The organism is Caldimonas brevitalea (assembly GCF_001017435.1).
Lineage (GTDB): Bacteria > Pseudomonadota > Gammaproteobacteria > Burkholderiales > Burkholderiaceae_C > Caldimonas > Caldimonas brevitalea.
Map to the genome: position 1 here is coordinate 3,952,889 of NZ_CP011371.1, position 17,866 is coordinate 3,970,754.

The 17,866-nt window shown below is 64.1% G+C and carries 14 protein-coding genes; 4 read left to right on the top strand and 10 right to left on the bottom strand.

What is annotated here, in order from left to right; all coding sequences use genetic code 11:
• Window positions 1-146: 146 nt before the first annotated feature.
• A complete protein-coding gene (locus AAW51_RS29320; protein ID WP_169788042.1) occupies window positions 147-1,349 on the bottom strand; it encodes a glycoside hydrolase family 5 protein in 1,203 nt (400 codons plus the stop codon).
• Between the two features lie 646 nt (window positions 1,350-1,995).
• Here AAW51_RS29320 and AAW51_RS16755 point away from each other — a divergent pair.
• Window positions 1,996-2,310: a hypothetical protein gene (locus AAW51_RS16755; protein WP_238947617.1), complete on the top strand. Its 315-nt coding sequence runs from the start codon at window positions 1,996-1,998 to the stop codon at window positions 2,308-2,310.
• Window positions 2,311-2,869: 559 nt separating this feature from the next.
• On the opposite strand, the gene istB is transcribed toward AAW51_RS16755, so the two are convergent.
• The 3 genes from istB to AAW51_RS16770 all read right to left on the bottom strand — a co-directional run bounded on the left by istB (window position 2,870) and on the right by AAW51_RS16770 (window position 5,961).
• Entirely contained in the window at window positions 2,870-3,652 is a 783-nt protein-coding gene (istB, locus tag AAW51_RS16760) for an IS21-like element helper ATPase IstB (protein ID WP_417903612.1), read from the bottom strand.
• Window positions 3,653-3,726: 74 nt separating this feature from the next.
• Window positions 3,727-5,076, bottom strand: coding sequence for an IS21 family transposase (istA, locus tag AAW51_RS16765; RefSeq protein WP_157359564.1), 1,350 nt, complete (start codon window positions 5,074-5,076; stop codon window positions 3,727-3,729).
• 327 nt (window positions 5,077-5,403) lie between these two features.
• The gene (locus AAW51_RS16770; protein WP_238947618.1) at window positions 5,404-5,961 is read right to left on the bottom strand and encodes a TetR/AcrR family transcriptional regulator; all 558 of its coding nucleotides are present in this window, start codon (window positions 5,959-5,961) and stop codon (window positions 5,404-5,406) included.
• Window positions 5,962-6,357: 396 nt separating this feature from the next.
• Between AAW51_RS16770 and AAW51_RS16775 the strand changes: the two genes are divergently transcribed.
• Window positions 6,358-7,188: an alpha/beta fold hydrolase gene (locus AAW51_RS16775; RefSeq protein WP_047197936.1), complete on the top strand. Its 831-nt coding sequence runs from the start codon at window positions 6,358-6,360 to the stop codon at window positions 7,186-7,188.
• Window positions 7,189-7,251: 63 nt separating this feature from the next.
• On the opposite strand, the gene AAW51_RS16780 is transcribed toward AAW51_RS16775, so the two are convergent.
• The gene (locus AAW51_RS16780; RefSeq protein WP_047195516.1) at window positions 7,252-8,148 is read right to left on the bottom strand and encodes a LysR family transcriptional regulator; all 897 of its coding nucleotides are present in this window, start codon (window positions 8,146-8,148) and stop codon (window positions 7,252-7,254) included.
• A 107-nt stretch (window positions 8,149-8,255) separates the two neighbouring features.
• Here AAW51_RS16780 and AAW51_RS16785 point away from each other — a divergent pair, with 107 nt between their 5' ends.
• Together AAW51_RS16785 and AAW51_RS16790 are read left to right on the top strand one after the other, a co-directional pair.
• Window positions 8,256-8,999, top strand: coding sequence for a type 1 glutamine amidotransferase domain-containing protein (locus tag AAW51_RS16785; RefSeq protein ID WP_047195517.1), 744 nt, complete (start codon window positions 8,256-8,258; stop codon window positions 8,997-8,999).
• On the top strand, window positions 8,996-9,886 hold the full coding sequence (locus AAW51_RS16790) for a type 1 glutamine amidotransferase domain-containing protein (RefSeq protein ID WP_047195518.1): 891 nt from the start codon (window positions 8,996-8,998) through the stop codon (window positions 9,884-9,886). Before AAW51_RS16785 ends, AAW51_RS16790 begins: the two co-directional genes overlap by 4 nt.
• Before the next feature lie 144 nt (window positions 9,887-10,030).
• Here the strand turns inward: AAW51_RS16790 and AAW51_RS16795 are convergent, their stop codons facing one another.
• The 5 genes from AAW51_RS16795 to AAW51_RS16815 form a co-directional block, all read right to left on the bottom strand.
• Window positions 10,031-12,358, bottom strand: a complete 2,328-nt coding sequence (locus AAW51_RS16795; protein WP_157359926.1) for a carbohydrate binding domain-containing protein — start codon at window positions 12,356-12,358, stop codon at window positions 10,031-10,033.
• A 6-nt stretch (window positions 12,359-12,364) separates the two neighbouring features.
• Window positions 12,365-13,033 (bottom strand): dihydrofolate reductase family protein, encoded by a 669-nt coding sequence (locus AAW51_RS16800; protein WP_047195520.1) that lies wholly within the window; start codon window positions 13,031-13,033, stop codon window positions 12,365-12,367.
• Window positions 13,034-13,268: 235 nt separating this feature from the next.
• Window positions 13,269-15,068, bottom strand: coding sequence for a glycoside hydrolase family 15 protein (locus AAW51_RS16805; RefSeq protein WP_047195521.1), 1,800 nt, complete (start codon window positions 15,066-15,068; stop codon window positions 13,269-13,271).
• A gap of 355 nt (window positions 15,069-15,423) precedes the next feature.
• Window positions 15,424-15,900: a hypothetical protein gene (locus AAW51_RS16810; protein ID WP_047195522.1), complete on the bottom strand. Its 477-nt coding sequence runs from the start codon at window positions 15,898-15,900 to the stop codon at window positions 15,424-15,426.
• An 86-nt stretch (window positions 15,901-15,986) separates the two neighbouring features.
• On the bottom strand, window positions 15,987-17,657 hold the full coding sequence (locus AAW51_RS16815; RefSeq protein WP_169788043.1) for an ABC transporter ATP-binding protein: 1,671 nt from the start codon (window positions 17,655-17,657) through the stop codon (window positions 15,987-15,989).
• Between the last annotated feature and the right edge of the window lie 209 nt (window positions 17,658-17,866).

The window sequence follows — 17,866 nt, forward strand, 5'->3', positions numbered from 1 at the left end:
CGCGCTAGGCAGTTTGCAGTTCGAAATCGAGCAGGCCGCAGCAACGGAATCCTCGTTGCCGCCGTGAAGCACGTCGCTGACCTTTCACCCAGAGATTGACCGCCAACAGTCAGCGGCCATCCTGCTGGGACTCAAACTTTCCCGCATTACTCTTTTGGAGAAGAGAGCGCATCCTGCATTGTCAAAGGGCGCGAATATTTTGAAATGAATGCGTTGTGAACAAGCTGGCCGACATTTCCTTTATTGTCAGCCGAGGTATATCCGTCGTAATTCGTAGGAATCCAGCCCGGCACTTCTTGCACCAACACCCCCTCCACGTCAAACTCGCCAGCGCTCAGCGCAATGCCGTGATCTCTGAGGTAATTTAGCAAATCGACGGCAGGCCGGTAGCTGGGCAAAGTATCAAGGCCGAGCTTCGACCCCGCGCCCGCACTCCACTCATTTGCGTAGACGGGCAGCCTTGCACTGATGTTGCCAAACCTCCGGTCCCAGTCACTTTTCCCTCCCGCTCGTCCATGCAGATACGGATGCACCGCGTACACGACTTTTTCCAGCGGATCAGCCAACGGTAGAACTCCCTCCAGGGTGTTTGCCCAATCGAGGCCGTCGACAATTATCACATTCTTGCTTCCCCGCTCACGCAGGCGGTCTAGCAACGTTTGCATCCCCACCGGCGCATCAGGACCTGATTCGTCAGCGGAACCGTCCCGCCAAATTTTCCAATTTGCCGCAGTCGCTCTGGCCTGCGGCTCGTTGTAAAGCTCAAATATCGCCCCTTTGTCCTGGCCAAACACCTCGTTGAGCATGTCCCAGTTCCTGACGGTATGCGCAGTGGCGAAGGGCTTTATATTTGGCTCGCCGCTTCTCCACCCGTCTTGCATCGAGATATTCACCACAAATCCATTCCTTCTCGCAAGAAGGATTGCATCGATGACATCTCGCACGTAAGTCGCGTCATATAAAGGCGACTTGACATCGAGCGACGGTTGACCGATCTGGAACCGCAAAGTGTCGGCGCCGAACCTCTTTGCCGCATCAAGCTCGGCCTGACCGTAGTGCAATCTTCCGTTGTATGTTTTCGGAATTGTCGTACGCAGGAATTCGGGGGGTGCAACGAACCCTCGTATCATGACCCCGCGCGGCAGCCAGCTTTTTCCGTTCAACGTGAATCCGTTTCCAGCGACGCCAACCACCAGATCGGACGCGCTGGGTTCCTTATCGTCGGCACCATTATCACCGGCACTGCCATCATCGCCGCCACCCCCACCGCAAGCCGTCAAGTGCGCAACGCCCGACAAAACAGCTGTTTTTAGAACCATGCGCCTGTTGAGAAAAAACTTAGCGTTCATCGATCTCATTCCTCAGGAGTAAATAATGCGCAAATTGTCGATAAAGCAGGAAATGCTTGTGCCAGCCGACGCGTGCTGAGCACGCCTTTTCACTGCCTGCTGTTGGCGACCTGAAGCGCGAGTTGAAGGCTTCTGCGAGCGCAGATTAAAAGCGCGTTGGCGCGGCAATTGGCAGCCGCCCAACCTCGTGGGTAGCCAAAGCGTACCCTGTGATTGCCGTCATGTGAGTAGAGTCTAGTTGAGCTTGGATGATGGAGGGATAGCCGCTTCGCCCTCTTACGGGTTTAGCATTTCATTTCAATGACGCCCGAGCGCTACGACGTTGTCGCGCACCCGTTGGCCTGAAGCGCCAAGAAATCGATGGAGCTGGCCCTCATACACATGCAGGTCGATCAAAACGCCCGCGTTCGAGAGCCTCACGGCGAAGGCCATGCCTTTATCCCCAAACGGACCAGGCCTGCTGCAAGGCCGATCGCTAACATTTAGACATATATCCAGGTCAACCCATTGACGGCCTTGCCGTTATTACCTGGCCAGTGTCATTCATGGTGGCGGCCGCTCAACCTGTAGCACAAGCTGCAAGGTCTGACTTCGATGTCCATGTTGCCTGGCTTAGACAAAGGCAGTTCTGATTCGGAATATGGGCGTGCTTCGTCCGACCTACTTTTCGGGAGCAATGATGAGTCTCAAGACCAAAACCCCGTGGATGACGGGAGCTGTGGTGGCCGTCGCCGCGGTGACGGTGGCCTGTGCGCAGCCGACGCAACAGCGCGTCAGCCCTAAGCTGCACCCCAATCTGGCCGCCGCTCAAGACCATGTGCAACAAGCCTATGATCGTTTGAACGATGCGCAATTTGCCAACCACCATGATCTTGGCGGCCACGCAAAGCGTGCCAAGCAATTGCTGGCGGAAGCGAATGCAGAGATCAAGGCAGCAGCCATCGCCGCCAACAACCGATGACATATTGATGCGCAAGCACCCCGACATCGTTCGGAGCGCCTATTAGGGCCTGTTCCACACGAATAGTCTGCGTGCGGCGGCGCGTTTAGGGCACAGGACTAGGCGCGAACAAGGCGTGTGGCGGGGCCACACTACGAGCTCGCAACGACGGTTGCACCTCGCCCAGGGAGCACGCACGTGGGCTATTCGTGTGAACAGACCCTACTCGAAGTCGTCCGGTGAGGCACCTCCTCATGCCTTGCGTCAGGCCACAGTACCCCGTCGGCCCAGCCTGCCTTCAATGATCAAGATGTTGGGCAAGGCGTTCTAGTTCTAATAACCGCGGCTGATCGACACGGGCGAGTGGCTGCATCAACGACCGGGGCGATATTGCGGGCTGGAAGCATGTCGAACAGGAGCATGTAGGCCAAGCAAAAAGAAGCCGGCAGCGGCCGCCGGGGCGGCACTGCCGTCCAATCCCAAAGAACTGATCGATCAGTTCGTCAAGGGTCCGATGCTTGAGACCGAGCGCGACATCCTGGCTGTCAAGGGCATTTCAACTTTCCCCAGCCGCGGCAACCTAAATTTCCCCACCCGGTTGTGAACCCTCGTTGTCTTGGGTCCTGATCAGTCCGGCCTTCAGCTTGTCCTTGAGTCGGTAGGAGTTGCCTCGGATGTTCAGCGTGACGGCGTGGTGCAGGAGCCGGTCAAGGATGGCCGTGGCGATGATCCGGTCACCGAAGACGTCACCCCACGCCGAGAAGCTCTGGTTGCTGGTCAGGATCATGGGCCCCCGCTCGTAACGGCGGCTGATCAGCTGGAAGAACAGGTTTGCACCCAGCCGGTCAATGGGCAGGTAGCCGATCTCATCGATGATCAGCAACCGAGGCGTGGCGTAGACCTTGAGCTTCTCCTCAAGGCGGCCTTCGGCATGCGCCTTGGTCAGCACGGAGATCAAGTTGGCCGCCGTCGTGAACAGCACCCTGTAGCCGTTGGCGATGGCCTTGAGCCCAAGTGAGACCGCCAGATGCGTCTTGCCCACGCCCGGTGGGCCGAGCACGATGACGTTGTCGCCGTGCTCGATGAAGTGGCAACTTGCCAGGGTATGGACCTGCTTGCGGTCGATCGAGGGCTGGTAGTCGAACTCGAAGGTCTCGAGCGGTTTGACGAAGGGCAGTCGGGCCATCGCCGTGCGCATGGCGATGTTCTTGCTCGTCTTGGCCGCAACCTCCTCGCCGAGCACCTGCTCGAGGAACTCGGCATACGGCAGTTCCTGGGCCGCAGCGTGCTGCAGCAGTGCCTCCAGCCGCTCGCCGCTTTTGAGCAGTCGCAGCTTGCGCAGGTGCTCACCAAGCCGCTCCAGCTGCGCGGGGGTTGTCATCGCTGACGGCGGCATCATCGCCTCAGCGATCTTGGGGGTACGGGTGGTCGTGCTCATCACGCAGCCTCCCGAACGGCGTGCAGCAACTGGTCGTAGACCCCGAGGTCTCGGACCTCGACGTCGCGCTCGCTCTGGGATGGCGCAGTGGGCCGCTCGCCTATCGAGCCGAATCGCTGACGCTGGTTACGGGGTACCGCTCCAGGCCCGTGTTCGGGCAGGACGCTCAGCTGCGCACGCCCGCTCAGCACCGCGTGCTCGGCCACGACCTTGCCCTTGTGCCGGATGATCCAGCTGCCGCCCTCGCGGGCGACCTGCACCGTCTTGCCAATCAGTCGGAACGGCACCGAGTAGCGGTTCGCGTCGATCGCCACGAGCCAGTCCTCGGCGACCACCCGCTCCCGCACCATGGCTTGCAGGAAGCTGCGATGGCCGGCCGCCGGCATCAGCGCCTTGGCCTCCTCGGCGAAGCGCTCCATCGGCCGCTGATGCGTCGTGCCGTGCACGCGCACATCCGCGACCTCGGCCTGCCAGGCAGCCAGCTGGGCATTGAAGTCCTCCAGGTCCCGGAACTGGCGGCCCGGCACGAAGTTGCCCTTGATGTACTTCACGCCGGACTCGACCTTGCCCTTGGTCTTGGCCCGGTACGGCCGGCACAGCCGGATCGTGAAGCCCCAGTGCCCGGCAAATGATTGGAACGTCGCGTTCAGCTTCGCCCGTCGCACACCGGCGTCGTCCTCGGTCGTGCCGATCGTCACCGTGCGCATCCGGTCGTACAGCAGCGACTGACAGACGCCACCGAAGTGATCGAAGGCCCGCTCGTGCGCCGACAGCAGGCTGTCCATCCGCTCGCTGAGGTAGCCCTCGGCGTAGGCCCGGCGGCTGTAGCCCAGCGTCATCACGAACACGTGCACCCGGGTCGCCTCGCCGCCCAGCCACACCTTGACCTGGCCCCAGTCCACTTGCGCCTGTTCACCTGGTGCCGTCTCGAAGCGCATCTGCGTGATCGCCGCCACCGACGCACTCGAGCGCAGCGGACGCACCGCCACCTTGACCACCTCGTAGCAGCCCGTGAAGCCCCGCTGCGCACGCAGCTCCTGGAACAGCACCCGCGCCGAGAATCCCACCTGCGGCGCCCGCCGGTTCAGCCACTCAATGTGCTCGTCCAGCAGTGTCGGGCGCCTCACCTCCCGGCTGTACGGCTTCCACTCATCACGTGCCAGGCAGCCTCTGACCGTCTTGCGGTCCAGCCCCAGCTCCCGCGCGATCGCCGAGATGCTCTGACCGGCGGCGCGGCGCTCGCGAATCGCTTCCCACTGCTCTTGCCCAACCACCGCCACCTCCATGCTCCGTCTCCAGACGGGCACGGTACCGGCCTCTGCAGCCATCCTTTGAACTTCCTCTTCCATCTCTCGCTCCTTCGCGATTTCGATGGGTGGGGAAAATTTAGATGCCATGACTGGGGATTATTGGAGTGCCACTGACACTGGCAAAGGACATGGCGGCGCGGCTCCCTCGCCGGCCCCTTCCGGGAACCTGCAGGAGCCTGAGAGGAAGTTTTGCAGCAGCCCTCGTCTCCTCCACCGGAACCTCACGCCCAGCCGCTCTCGGTCGGACGTTTTGCAATGGGCGCCCCACCTCTCATCTGATCGTGACCCAAGGCGCGGTGTCTCTCGACATCCGGGAAGAAGGCTGAGATGCACCGGCTTCGCTTCAAGGTGCAGGTCAGTCCGTCGCTACCCGGCGCCGCTCGCGCTGCGCGCCACCGCAATTGCCGCAGGTCTCACGGCCTTGGCGACCTTGGCCGCCTGCGGCGCGTCGTGCATCGCGCGTGCGATGGTCACGGCACCGCTCAGCATGGAGATCAAGGCCCAGGCGCTGTTGCGCCGCTCGGCCGCATTCGGCTGCGGCAGCCCCTTTGCAATCACATCAATGACCTTCGCCAATTCAGACTGGTAGAGGTCCCGCACCGTCGCCTCGGCGCGCACGACCTCGGGCGTGAGTGACTGCAACGCGCAGGCCTCTGAGAGGTCGCATGTGCGCTTGTCGCTCAAATAGAAATCAACGAACGCCTCGATCCAGCCGGGACCGTGCTCGGCCTGAAAGCGCTCGACCCCGGCTTGCAGATCGCGCAGGCCGGCCAGCACCGCTTCCTTGAAGGCCTCCGCCTTCGAACCGAAGTGCACATAGAAGGCTCCGGAGGTCACCCCGGCCTCCTTGGCCAAGCCGTCGACGCCTATGCCCTCGTAGCCGCGCTTACGAAACCCCCGCCCGGCGGCAAGCAGGATGCGCAAGCGGGACTCCTCTCGATGGCCAGGCTTGTAACGCACCTTGGACCCCTGTTGTCGTAACGGTCGCAATTTTACGGTTGACAAAGATAACGCTCGTTATCTAAAGTGATTGCATCACGATCGTTATCTTTATCGGCGGTCGTGGTGCATCCGCCTAACCCGCCTCTGGCAGGCGCCCCTTGATCGTCATACAGCTCACTCTCACCACTCGGAGCCACCGTCATGCTTTCAACAGTTTCTCGACGTACCGTGCTGCAGCACGCCCGACCGCTCGCGCTGACCCTGCTCGTCGCCATGGGCGGCACGATCCAACTTGGCCTGCCCATCCCGGCAGCCGCAGCCGAGGCCGCGGCCGCAGTGGGTTCGCCCGTCAGCTACCGACACGCCGAGGTTGACGGTATGCGCATCTTCTATCGTGAAGCGGGCCCTACGAACGCCCCGCACGTCCTGTTGCTGCATGGCTTCGGAGCCTCGTCGGCGATGTTTCGCGACCTGATTCCACAGCTCGCGACGCGGTACCACGTGATCGCGCCCGACCTGCCCGGCTTTGGCCTCACCGAAGTGCCTGCAGCCCGGCGCTATCGCTACTCCTTCGCGTCGATCGCGCAGACGATGGCCGCGTTCACCGAAGTCGTCGGCCTGAAGCGGTACAGCGTCTATGTCTTCGACTACGGCGCGCCCACCGGATTTCGAATGGCGCTGAAGAACCCGGAACGCATCACGGCGATCATTTCGCAGAACGGCAATGCATATGAAGAGGGCCTCAGCAAGGCGTGGGCGCCGATCCAGGCCTATTGGAAAGAGCCGTCCGCGGCCAACCGCAACGCCTTGCGGCCGTTGATGACGTTCGAGATGACGAAGTGGCAGTACTTGGAAGGGGTCAAGGACAAGAGCAAGGTGTCACCGGACGGCTACACCTTGGCGCAGGTGGCGCTAGACCGGCCCGGAAACATCGAGGTCCAGTTGGACCTGTTCGGCGACTACCAGAGCAATGTCGACCTCTATCCCCGCTTCCAAGCCTATTTCCGCGATCGGAAGCCGCCCCTGCTGGCGGTGTGGGGCAGGAACGATCCGTTCTTCCTTGCGGCCGGCGCCGAAGCGTACAAGCGCGACAACGCGAACGCAGAGGTCCACTTCTATGACACCGGTCACTTTGCGTTGGAGACGCACGCCCAGGAGATCGGCGCGGAGGTGCTCCGGTTTCTCGACCGGGTCACTGACAAGCGCTGAGCGCCACGCAGGTCGTCGCAGCCACCCTTGACATCCTCCCCGCCGTTCTGACCGGCAAGGATGTCATCCCGCCAGCGCCTCGATCAACGCCCGAGACGCTGCCGACAATCTCCGATGCGGTGCATAGATCAACGAGAACGGCCGGCTCCTGCCGCGCAGCTCGGGCAACACCTCCACCAGCTGCCCCCGACGTATACGCTCCTGCGCGATGAAATCGTAGGTCTGGCACACCCCCACACCCTGCTCCGCCAGCGACACCATCCCCAACACGTCATCCGACACCTGGATGCCCGCGGGCGCTGTCCAATCGACGTCCCCTGACTGGGTGCTGAATAGCCAGGGCGCGATCCGCCCGGTGCTCGGCAGCACGAAGGGCACACACACGTGCTGAGCCAGCTCCTCGAGCGTGCGCGGGGTTCCCCTGCGCTTGAGATACGTCGGTGACGCCACCAGACACAGCGTCGCATCTTCCAGCTTGCGGGCCACCAACCCACTGTCGGGCAACTGGCCCAGGCGTATCGCCATGTCGAACCCCTCGGCCACCAGGTCGACATTGCGGTTGGTGATGTTCAGCTCCAGCTGCACCTGCGGGTGCTGCGCGAGAAAACCTTGCAAGCGGCTCGGCAGCCGGTAGTGCCCGTACGTCGTCGGCACCGTCAGGCGCACGCGGCCCGACAGCTGTTCCCCCTCTTGGCCCTGAATCTCGCGCTCCACCGAGTCGAACAAGGAGAACGCGGTGCGCGCTTGTTCCAGATACAAGCGCCCGGCGTCGGTCAGGCTCAGCCGGCGGGTCGTACGCCGCAGCAGCTGCGTGCCGAGCCGGCCCTCCAGCCGGGCAATGGCACGGCTCAAGACCGACGCCGTGGTCGACAAAGCGACCGCACCCGCTGTCAACGACCCGTGGTCCACCACCGCGACAAACGCTTCCACGTCGGCCAGGTGATCAAAACGTCGCGCCATCTTTGCCTCTCAAGAACAGATCAATTCCTGGAGAGCCAGTTTATCGCCGCGAGAAGACTGAATACAGTGACGCTCATCGGTTCAACCCACCCCCACAGGAGTTCACGATGGAAACAGCAGCAGCCCGGCAAGGGCTGACGGCAAAACCGGTTCTGGTCGTTCTCACGAGCCACGGCACCAAAGGCAGCACCGGCGAAAAGACCGGCTATTACCTGGCCGAGGTCACGCACCCTGTGGCCGTGCTCGAAGCGGCCGGCATCCCGGTGGAGTACGCGTCCATCCAAGGCGGCGAGCCGCCGGTGGACGGCTTGGACCTCACCGACGCCACCAACGCGCGCTACTGGCAGAACCCGGCGTTCCGAAACGCCGTGAGCCACACGCCGCGCCTGGCCGATGTCGATCCGTCCCGCTACGCCGCGATCTTCTTCGCCGGCGGTCACGGGGCCATCTGGGACTTCCCCGACAGTGCCGCCGTGCAAGACGCCACGCGCCAGATCTATGAGGCCGGCGGTGTGGTGGGCGCGGTGTGCCACGGCCCTGCCGCCTTCGTCAACGTGAAGCTCAGCGACGGCACCTACCTGGTCGCCGGCAAGCGCTTGAGCGCCTTCACCGATGACGAAGAGCGGGCCGTGCAGCTGGCGCATGTCGTGCCCTTCCTGCTCGCCAGCACGCTGGCGGCGCGCGGCGCCCTCCTCGAGCCCGCCCCCGACTGGACCGCCAAGGTGGTGGTCGACGGTCGCCTGGTCACGGGCCAGAACCCGCAATCGGCCACCGGCGTGGGCGAAGCGCTACGCAACCTCCTGCTGGCTCAGGCCGGCGTCGACCTCACTGCAATGGAGAAACAAGCATGAAATATTTCGCCCGCATCGCGGCCCTCGCCGCCGTGTCGCTTGCCGCCATGAGCGCTCAAGCCGGCAACGTGCTGGTGGTGCTCTCTGACGCGCACCATCTCGAGCTGAAGGACGGCAAGCGCTACGTCACCGGCTTCTTTCTGAATGAGCTGTTGCAACCGGTCAAGCTGCTGCTGGATGCCGGTCATCAGGTGACCTTCGCCACCCCGCAAGGCAAGGCGCCCAGCGTCGACCCCAGCTCGATCGACCCGATGCACTTCGGCGGCAGCGCCGCGTCCTTGAAGGAATACCAAACACTGCTGGAGAACCTCAAGCTCACGTCGCCCCTGTCTTCTCCGGTGGTGAGCCTGGAGCGTGTCGAGCAGATCGGCTACGGGCACTTCGATGCCGTCTACGTGCCGGGAGGCCACGCGCCGATGCAAGACCTGCTCGCCAGCCCCCAGTTGGGCCGACTGCTGACGAACTTTCATCGTGCAGGCAAGACGACCGCACTGGTCTGCCACGGGCCGGTCGCGCTGCTGTCGGCCTTGCCCGACGCGGTGGCCTTCAAGCGTCAGATGGAGCAGCGCAACCAGGCGGCTCGGCAGAGAAACTGGATCTATGCCGGCTACCGGTTCACCGTGATCAGCAACGACGAAGAAGCGCAAGCGAAAGCGGTGCTCAACGGCGGTGTGATGAAGTTCTATCCGCAGACGGCGCTGGAACAGGCGGGCGGGCAATACAGCAGCAACCGGGCCCCCTGGACACCGCATGTGGTCATCGATCGCGAGCTGATCACCGGCCAGAACCCGGCGTCTGCGCTGCAAGTCGGCCAAGCGCTGCTGGAGCGGTTGAAGGCTACGAGCCCGGCTGCCGACAACGTCGGGCGGAAGACGGAGAGCCGCTGACAAGGTTGGCCGACGGCATCGCCCGCCACTCGGTGAACAAGCCCCTGGGCTGCCAGCGAAGAGAGACGGTGAATGCACCCAAGGGGGCGATTCCGGTTTCAAGGTAGGCGGGCCTTGCCCGCCTACACGGGCTAGCAGCGGCCCCTATTGCGCCGCCTTCAAAGGGAGGGTGAACAGATTCACCGATCCCGGCTCCAAGCGCTGGGCGATGCCGTCCACCGTCGATTGGTTGCCATACATCGGGCCTTGCCACTTCACGGCGTCCGACTGCATGTTGCCGTCGGTGATGTTGGCGGCGCTCAAGCGCCTCAACGCATACTGCCCATTAACCAACTTGCGCCCGGCTGGCAGCACGTTGAGGCGCACCGTTGCGGCGTTGGACAGATCACGGTTGATGACCACGACCTTCATCGCCGCGCCGGCCTCGTCGATCGACGAGTACACCCCCACCTGCGGATAACGCTTGCCGTTGGGCGCGGTGATGACCGGGTTGTTGGCCACCGTGTTGCGCAGCATCGTCTTCCCGAACTCCTGGCTGTAGATGCCGAAGGCGTAGCCGGGAACGGTCACACGGGGGTTGGCGAGGGTGGTGCCATCGTGTGTGTACTGCACCATTGCGAAGCTGGGGTTGTCGTCGAGCGACAGCATGAAAAGCCGGTCGATCTTCTGCTCGAGCAGGTTGCCGGTCCAGTCGGCGATCACGAGCGCATGCCCCATGTCCTGTAGTTTGGCAATGCTGCCGTCCGCCCTCCCGGTCGGCTGCTGGATGTTGTACTCGGTCATCCAGATCTGCCAGTCGCGCGTGGACGCGTTGGCAGTGTCCTTGCCCAGCAGCCGGCGGATGGTCTTCACCGGTTCGCCCTCGGCGATCTTGCCGAACAGGTCACGCGTCTGCTTGCTTCGCCTGACGGACGGATCGGTGTCGGCAAGGTAGGGGTCGGTGCTCAAGTACTGGTGTATCGAGTAGGCATGTACCGAGCCGATCTTGTTCACCGACTGGAGCCTGTCTTTCAGCGTGCCCAGCCAAGCTTCCGGTGTGTTGCCGTTGAACGTGGACACCGTCCCCTGCGCCAGCAACCTGATGTCCGGGCGAGCGCGCTTCATCTCGTCTTCGAAGGCGAGGAAGATGTCGGCGTACTGCGCCGCAGACCATCGGGCCCAGTCTTCGTTCCCCACTTCCCAATACAGCGTCTGCTGCTGATCGCGACGCACCCAGTCGGCGGCGCGGCTGGCCGCGATGCCGAGCTTCTGCGCATCAATAATGGGCTGGCCGGCACCGTCGAGGATGGGACGATTGGCCGCATCGGTCTTCTTGACGTACCGCATCGCACCGTAGTCAAGGAAGGCATCGGTGTTCACCTCGAACACGCGCTCCATGTTCCAGCGCTCCGGGCCGGTATAGCGCACGATTTCTTCCGGCGTCCGGTACGCCGTCGTGGGGTTGGTGCCCTTGGCCGCATCCTCCGGATAGCTCTTGTACGGGTACTCCGAGAAATAGTGGAGCCCGGGTGTGCCGTTGGGGAAGCGGAACGATCCGAGCCGCAGCGCACCGATCGTGTTGCCCAAGGCAGGCGAATATCCGAGCTGTGGCTCCATCGTCATGCGCATCTGCGCTTGCTGAAACTCGACCCCGCTGCCGAAGGTCGCATGGCCGATGTCGTCGCGGATGACACCCTCGGCATCGGTCGGCATGATGTCGATCACCATCGACTCCTGCTGACCCACCTGCGTGATGGACACGGCATCGACAAAGGTGACAAAGTCGCCGACAGCCGCGTTGGTGGAAGCCAGCTCGATGGTGACGTCGCCGCCTTTCTCGAGGTAGAAGGCCGGCGTGGCGTACTGCTGGAATTCGGTGCTGCTCGGCGCGATGGCCTCGCCTCGCGGCACACCCCCAACGCTCACCCGTATCGGATTGGGGACGTTGGGTTGTAACGGCCGGCGCGCAGCATAGAACGACACCTTGTAGTGGCCTCCGGCGGCAAGGCGAACCGTGCTCGAGATCTTGGCGTTGCCGCCCTGCAGGAACGCGGTCTGGCGGCCTTGCGGCGCGTTCTGCGCCCGCCAGTCACTGCCGTTGCGCTGAATGCCTCGTCCGGTGGTGCCGCCGAACACCCATTGCGCGCCTGTGGGCGAGTATGTGAGCCGCTGGTCGGCCGGCAGCGTTGGGGTCTCAAACCCCTCGAGCATCACGGCACGCGCATTGTGCGACGCGAGCATGACGAGCAGGCAGCCTGCCACTGTGGAGGCCCGGGCCGCAGGCAGGGGTCGAACGAGCTTCATGATCAGTTTCCTCGTGGGTTCCATCTCGCCGTCGGACGACGGAGCGCCGATTAGACGCGAGATCTCGAGTGCCACGTCGCATTCTTTGAAGGCACGAGGAAAGGAAAGTGCTCCCTTTACGCCGTCGTCACGTTCCGACGTATGGGCATCGGGCAGCCTCGTTTCAGATCCGGAACGCCACCGAGGCACACCGCGTCAGCCCGCCTCACGCGCCAGCTTCGCGCGCCTTTCGAGTTCCTTCGCGCTCGGCTCGAACTGCGCAAACGATCCGAGCGGGACATCGCCGGCAGGCACGTAGGTGCTCATCACGACACCGGTGGCCGAGGCTTGCGAAGCGACGAGCCGCAGCCCGCCCGCCTTCGCGCCCGCCTCGAACAGCCGCTTGCCGCGCCCGAGCACGACCGGGAAGGTCCACACGTTGTACTCGTCGATCAGCGATGCGGCCCGCAGCGTCTGGATCAGGTTGCCGCTGCCGATGATTTGAAGGTCCAGTCCCGCCTCTGCCTTGAGCGCCGCGACCGCCGCAACCACGTCGCCTTGCAGCAGCGTCGAGTGCTTCCAATGCAGCTGCTTCAGCGTGCGCGAGGCCACATGCTTCTTGGCCGCGTTGAGCGTCTGCGCAATCGGGCTGTCGGCCGGCTGGTACGGCCAATAGGCTTCGAAGATTTCGTAGGTCCTGCGGCCAAGCAAGAGCTCGCGGTCCTTGCCGTCGAAGCCGTTCATCGAGCGGCCCATGTCCTCGTCCCAGTGGTTGAACGTCCAGCCGCCGAAGGCGAACCCGCCGGTGCGATCTTCCTCAGGGCCGCCAGGCGCCTGCATGACGCCGTCGAGGGAGACGAAGGTGGATGCGATGAGCTTTCTCATGGGACGACTCCGTGGGTTGGGATGTTGGGCATGGACCATGGCAGCTCATCGTACGCGTTCCGGCATCTGCTGGGCACCAGCCTGAAGCCACACCTCGGCTCGATCGAGGAGAGACGCCCAACCCCTTACGCTGATGGCTATTGCCTGTGACCCGCCCAAGCTTGCACACGTCGAGCCCGCGCGGCGGGCGTGGCGCGGGAGCCACCGGGCATCGCCCTCTCGGACACTTTGCCTGTCATGCGGTCCCTGTGCGTTGCATCGCCGGACGCTGGACCGAGGAGAGGTTGCGCGCACTGTCGGCCAGTGCAAGGTGGCTGAACGCCTGCGGAAAGTTGCCGAGCTGCCGCCCCTGCTGGAAGTCGTACTCCTCCGCGAGCAAGCCGACGTCGTTGCGCAAACGGAGCAGGCGCTCGAACACCGCACGCGCTTCGGTGTGCCGGCCTTGCAGCACCAGGTTGTCCACCCACCAGAAACTGCAGGCCAGAAAGGCGCCCTCGCCCGGCGGCAGTCCATCCGCCGCGGTATCGGTGTCGTAGCGCAGCACCAGCCCGTCGATCACGAGCCGTTGCTCGATCGCACGCAGGGTGCCTTGCACCCTGGCATCGGACGGGGGCAGGAAGCCGACCAGCGGGATCAGCAGCAAGCTCGCATCGAGCTGTCGAGAGCCGTATGACTGCACGAAGCTGCCCAGCCCGGAGTCGAAGCCCTTGCGGCACACGTCCTCGTGGATCAAGCTCCGCAGGACGCGCCAGCGGTCGAGCGGCCCGTGCAGGCCAAACGCCTCCGCGCTCTTGAGCGCGCGATCGAGCGCCACCCAGGCCATCACCTTTGAATGGGTGAAATGACGCGGCCCCCCGCGTGTCTCCCAGATGCCCTCGTCCGGCTGATCCCAGACCTGCGCCACATGCTCGACCAGCGAGCGCTCCAGGGCCCAGCCGACCTCGGTGGCCGCCAGCCCTGCCCGGCGTGCATGGTGGAACGCGTCGGCCACCTCTCCGAACACATCGAGCTGGAGCTGTCCGTAGGCTGCGTTTCCCACCCGCACCGGGCGGGCGCCTTCATAGCCAGGCAGCCAGGGCAGTTCCGACTCGGTCAGCCGGCGCTCGCCCGCAACGCCGTACATGATCTGTATCTGATCGGGGCTGCCGGCCACCGCGCGCAGCAGCCAGTCTCGCCACGCCTCGGCCTCTTCACGGTAGCCCGCGTTCAGGAGCGACAGCAGCGCAAAAGTCGCGTCGCGCAGCCAACAGAACCGGTAGTCCCAGTTGCGACTGCCCCCCAACTGCTCGGGCAAGGACGTCGTAGGAGCGGCCACCATGGCACCGGTGGGCGCGTAGGTCAGCGCTTTCAGGGTGATGTGCGAGCGCACCACGGCCTCGTTCCAGTCCCCGACGTGCTGGCAGCGACCCGACCAGCCTTGCCAGAATGCTTCGGTGTCCGCCAGTGCTTCGTACGGATCGATGGCAGCAGGTGTGGATTGATGAGAGGCGGTGTAGGTCAACACAAAGCTTGCCTGGTCGCCGGCGCCGATGCTGAACTCCGCCACCGTTTTCAGGTTCTCGCCCCGCATCGGGACCGAGGCACGCAACACCACCATGTCAGGGCCCGCGACCGCGCGTATACCGTGGCCGTCTTCCAAGCGGGTGACCCAGGGCACAGCGCTTCCGTAGTCGAAGCGTATCGCCAGCTCGCTGCGCAGTGTGACCCTGCCACGCCGCCCAACGACGAGCCGCACCAGATCCGACGCGGTACCCCGTAGGGGCATGAAGTCGATCAGGGTCACGGCGCCTTCATCCGTCACGAAATCGGTCTCGAGGATGAGGGTTCCCTCCCGGTAGCGACGGGTGACCCGCGGCGCGGGATCGCAGGGGGCGACGCGCCAGCGTCCGTGCTCCGGCGCGCCGAGTAGGGCCGCGAAACATGCGGCCGAGTCGAAGCGCGGCCAGCACAGCCAGTCGATCGAGCCGTCGCGGCCCACCAGGGCACCCGTCTCGCAGTCGCCGATCAGCGCATAGTCTTCGATACGTGCAGGCACGGGTCACTCTCCCACAAAGGTCGTCAACGCCGCTCGCCCCACCGCCTCGCGCACCTTGGTGGCGTTTCATGCCGAGTTCCGATGCGACGTGCTCCTCAAACGAGGGAGCGACCGCTTGGCTTGCAAGGTACAGGCCAGCTGCGATCGCGGACACGCCCTGCCCCGCGGCCGGCCTTGCGCCCAGGGCAGGCAGCACGGAGTGGTAAGAACGCGCAGGCGCTGCCGCCAGATCTACAGGTCGGACGGCTGCCGGAACCTTGGCACACTTTCATTCAGCCTGTGACCACCCGGACAGTCCGGCATCACCCTACCCTGCGCTTGCCCCGAACGTCCCGCAACGTGGCCCCGGCTGGTGTCATCCAATCAGCTGCCCTTCCACGTACGAGACAAGCACCGCACGCAAGCGCTGCACCGAGCGCTCGCGGCCGAGGATGGCCATCACCGGGACCACAGGCAATGGCGATAGCCCGCGCAGCATCACGATGCGCAACAGCAACTCGACGGCCGTTTCACCCCGCGCACCCACACCTTGCGCCAACGTCTGCAGGGCCGCACGGAGATGTTCCTCGCTCCATGGGGCTGGCTCCGACAACAGTTCCAGTGTCTGTTCCAGCAAAGCCCGGGTGCGGTTGGGGGACAAGCCCACGATCTCCAGCAGATGCAACTTCATCCATGCACCTTTGTCGACCAACACAGGCAAGACCATGTCCAAGGCCTCTTGCCCCGGGCGAGCCAGCCCATGGGTCAGCCGCAGCATCGCCGCCAGGCCGAGCTGCTCGGTGGCATATCGCATGGTCAGCTCTGCGTGGCGCTGTTCGTCGTTCGCATCCATTTGAATCCTTCGTGTCGAGCTTCCTGTGTTTCAACAACTCCGAGCAGCCCGGCATGCGGACACACGGAGGTGCCCAGGGCGGTGGGTCAGGCCTCCAGCAGGGCCTCCTCCTTGGACTTCAGAAACTCGCGCTCCACCAGGCGTGCGTAGGCGGGATGGGTGGCGACGAGCTCGTCGTGGCGGCCAGCGCCCGAGATGCGCCCGCCGTCGAGGAAGTAGATGCAATCGGCCTGCATGATGGTGGCGAGGCGGTGTGCGACGATGATGTTGGTGCGGCCTTGCATCAGCGAGGTGAGCGCCGCCGTCACCTGGTGCTCGGTTTCGCTGTCGAGGTTGGAGGTCGCCTCGTCCAGGATCAGGATCTCCGGGTCGCGCAGGAACATGCGGGCGATGGCGATACGTTGCCGCTGGCCCCCCGACAGGTTGTAGCCCTGCTCGATCAGCAGCGTGTCGAAGCCCTCGGGCATCCGTTCGATGAACGACAGCGCACCGGCCTTCTGTGCCGCCGCACGCACCATCTCGTCGGAGCAATCGCTTCTCATGCCGTAGGTGATGTTGTCACGCACGCTCGCCGGCATGATCGACGCCCCCTGGGCGACATAGCCGATCTTGCTTCGCCACGCCGCCAGCGGGAAGGAGGCGATCGGCTGCCCGTCATAAAGAATCGCACCGCCGCTCGGCTCGTAGAAGCGTTCGATCAGCGACAGCACGGTGGTCTTGCCGTTACCACTGGCGCCGACCAGTGCCGTGGTCGTGCCCGGCCTGAACACGAGGTCGATCTCGTGCAGGACCTTCGTCGGTCGCCCCGGGTATGCGAAGGACACGTTGCGGAACTGCAGTATCCCGTGGATGCGCCTCGGTACCTTGCCTCGGGTCGGTGCCTCCGAACGTTCCCGCAAGATGTCGATGATGCGGCCCGAGGCGCCCTTGGCTTTCTGGAGCTCAGCGGCGAAGGTGGTCAACTGGACCAGAGGCGCCGCGACGTTGAAGATGTAGAGAATGAACGCGGTGAGCGTGCCGATGCTGATGGCGCCGCTGCTGACGCGCGACGTCCCGTAGACCAGGATGACCACGATGGCCGCGGTCATGGCCAGGCTCATCAGCGGCGCGATGGCCATGTTGAGCAGCGCCATCCGCAGCCCGAGCCCCTTGATGTGTTCGATCTCCCTGCGGCTGCGATCGCGTTCGTGCGCCTCTGCGGTGAAAGCCTTGACCAGGCGGATTTCCGAGAACACATGGGTGAGGATGCCCCCGAGCTTCGCAGTACGGTCCTGGGTCCCGCGGGACAGGCCTTCCATCATTCCCGTCAGCGGGATCACCACCGCGCCGGCGCCCGCAATACATCCGATCAGCGCCAACGCCAGCCGCACGTCCAGGTACAACAGCACCGCGACGGACCCGGCGAGCAGCAGCGCCCCGGTGAGCAGATTCACCGTCTGATGGGTGGCCAGGTCCGAGATCGATTCGCAATCGCTCAGCACGCGGCTGACCCGCTCGCCCGTGCTGTCCCGATCGAACGACGCCACCGGCAGCCTGAGCAGCTTGCCGACCAGCGCGCCGCGTAACGACGCCACCGCTGTGTGGCCGGCGCGCGCCAGCAGATAGGATGACAAGGCCGAAGCGACGGCCGAGACCACCAGCACCGCCACCAGCATCGCGATGCTGGTGGGGTCTGGCGCGCCTGCGGCGAGCTGGTTGACGACACGCTGGGTCAAGATCGGAAAGCCCAGCGTGCCGCCCACGGAGACGAGGGCCATGGCAGCCGCTGCGCCTAGCAGCAGCCCCGACGGCCGGACCATGCGCAACAGCCGCCACAGCCCGCGATAGGAGGAAACCGTTTCGCTCACAAGCACAACTCCATCTTGCCCAACAGAACCTCGGCATGTCGGCTCTGCAAACCCACCTCGGATGCGATGCCTCCGGCTTCCTTGAACTGGCTCTCGTATAAGGTTCTCATCTTCATCTC

What these genes read in the sequence shown, in the direction of transcription:
- AAW51_RS16790 (WP_047195518.1), top strand. Translation starts at nt 8,996, where the DNA reads ATGAAATATTTCGCCCGCATCGCGGCCCTCGCCGCCGTGTCGCTTGCC.
- AAW51_RS16775 (WP_047197936.1), top strand. Translation starts at nt 6,358, where the DNA reads ATGCGCATCTTCTATCGTGAAGCGGGCCCTACGAACGCCCCGCACGTC.
- AAW51_RS16800 (WP_047195520.1), bottom strand. Translation starts at nt 13,033, where the DNA reads ATGAGAAAGCTCATCGCATCCACCTTCGTCTCCCTCGACGGCGTCATG.
- AAW51_RS16780 (WP_047195516.1), bottom strand. Translation starts at nt 8,148, where the DNA reads ATGGCGCGACGTTTTGATCACCTGGCCGACGTGGAAGCGTTTGTCGCG.
- AAW51_RS16815 (WP_169788043.1), bottom strand. Translation starts at nt 17,657, where the DNA reads ATGGCCCTCGTCTCCGTGGGCGGCACGCTGGGCTTTCCGATCTTGACC.
- AAW51_RS16785 (WP_047195517.1), top strand. Translation starts at nt 8,256, where the DNA reads ATGGAAACAGCAGCAGCCCGGCAAGGGCTGACGGCAAAACCGGTTCTG.
- istA (WP_157359564.1), bottom strand. Translation starts at nt 5,076, where the DNA reads ATGGAAGAGGAAGTTCAAAGGATGGCTGCAGAGGCCGGTACCGTGCCC.
- AAW51_RS29320 (WP_169788042.1), bottom strand. Translation starts at nt 1,349, where the DNA reads ATGAACGCTAAGTTTTTTCTCAACAGGCGCATGGTTCTAAAAACAGCT.
- AAW51_RS16810 (WP_047195522.1), bottom strand. Translation starts at nt 15,900, where the DNA reads ATGGATGCGAACGACGAACAGCGCCACGCAGAGCTGACCATGCGATAT.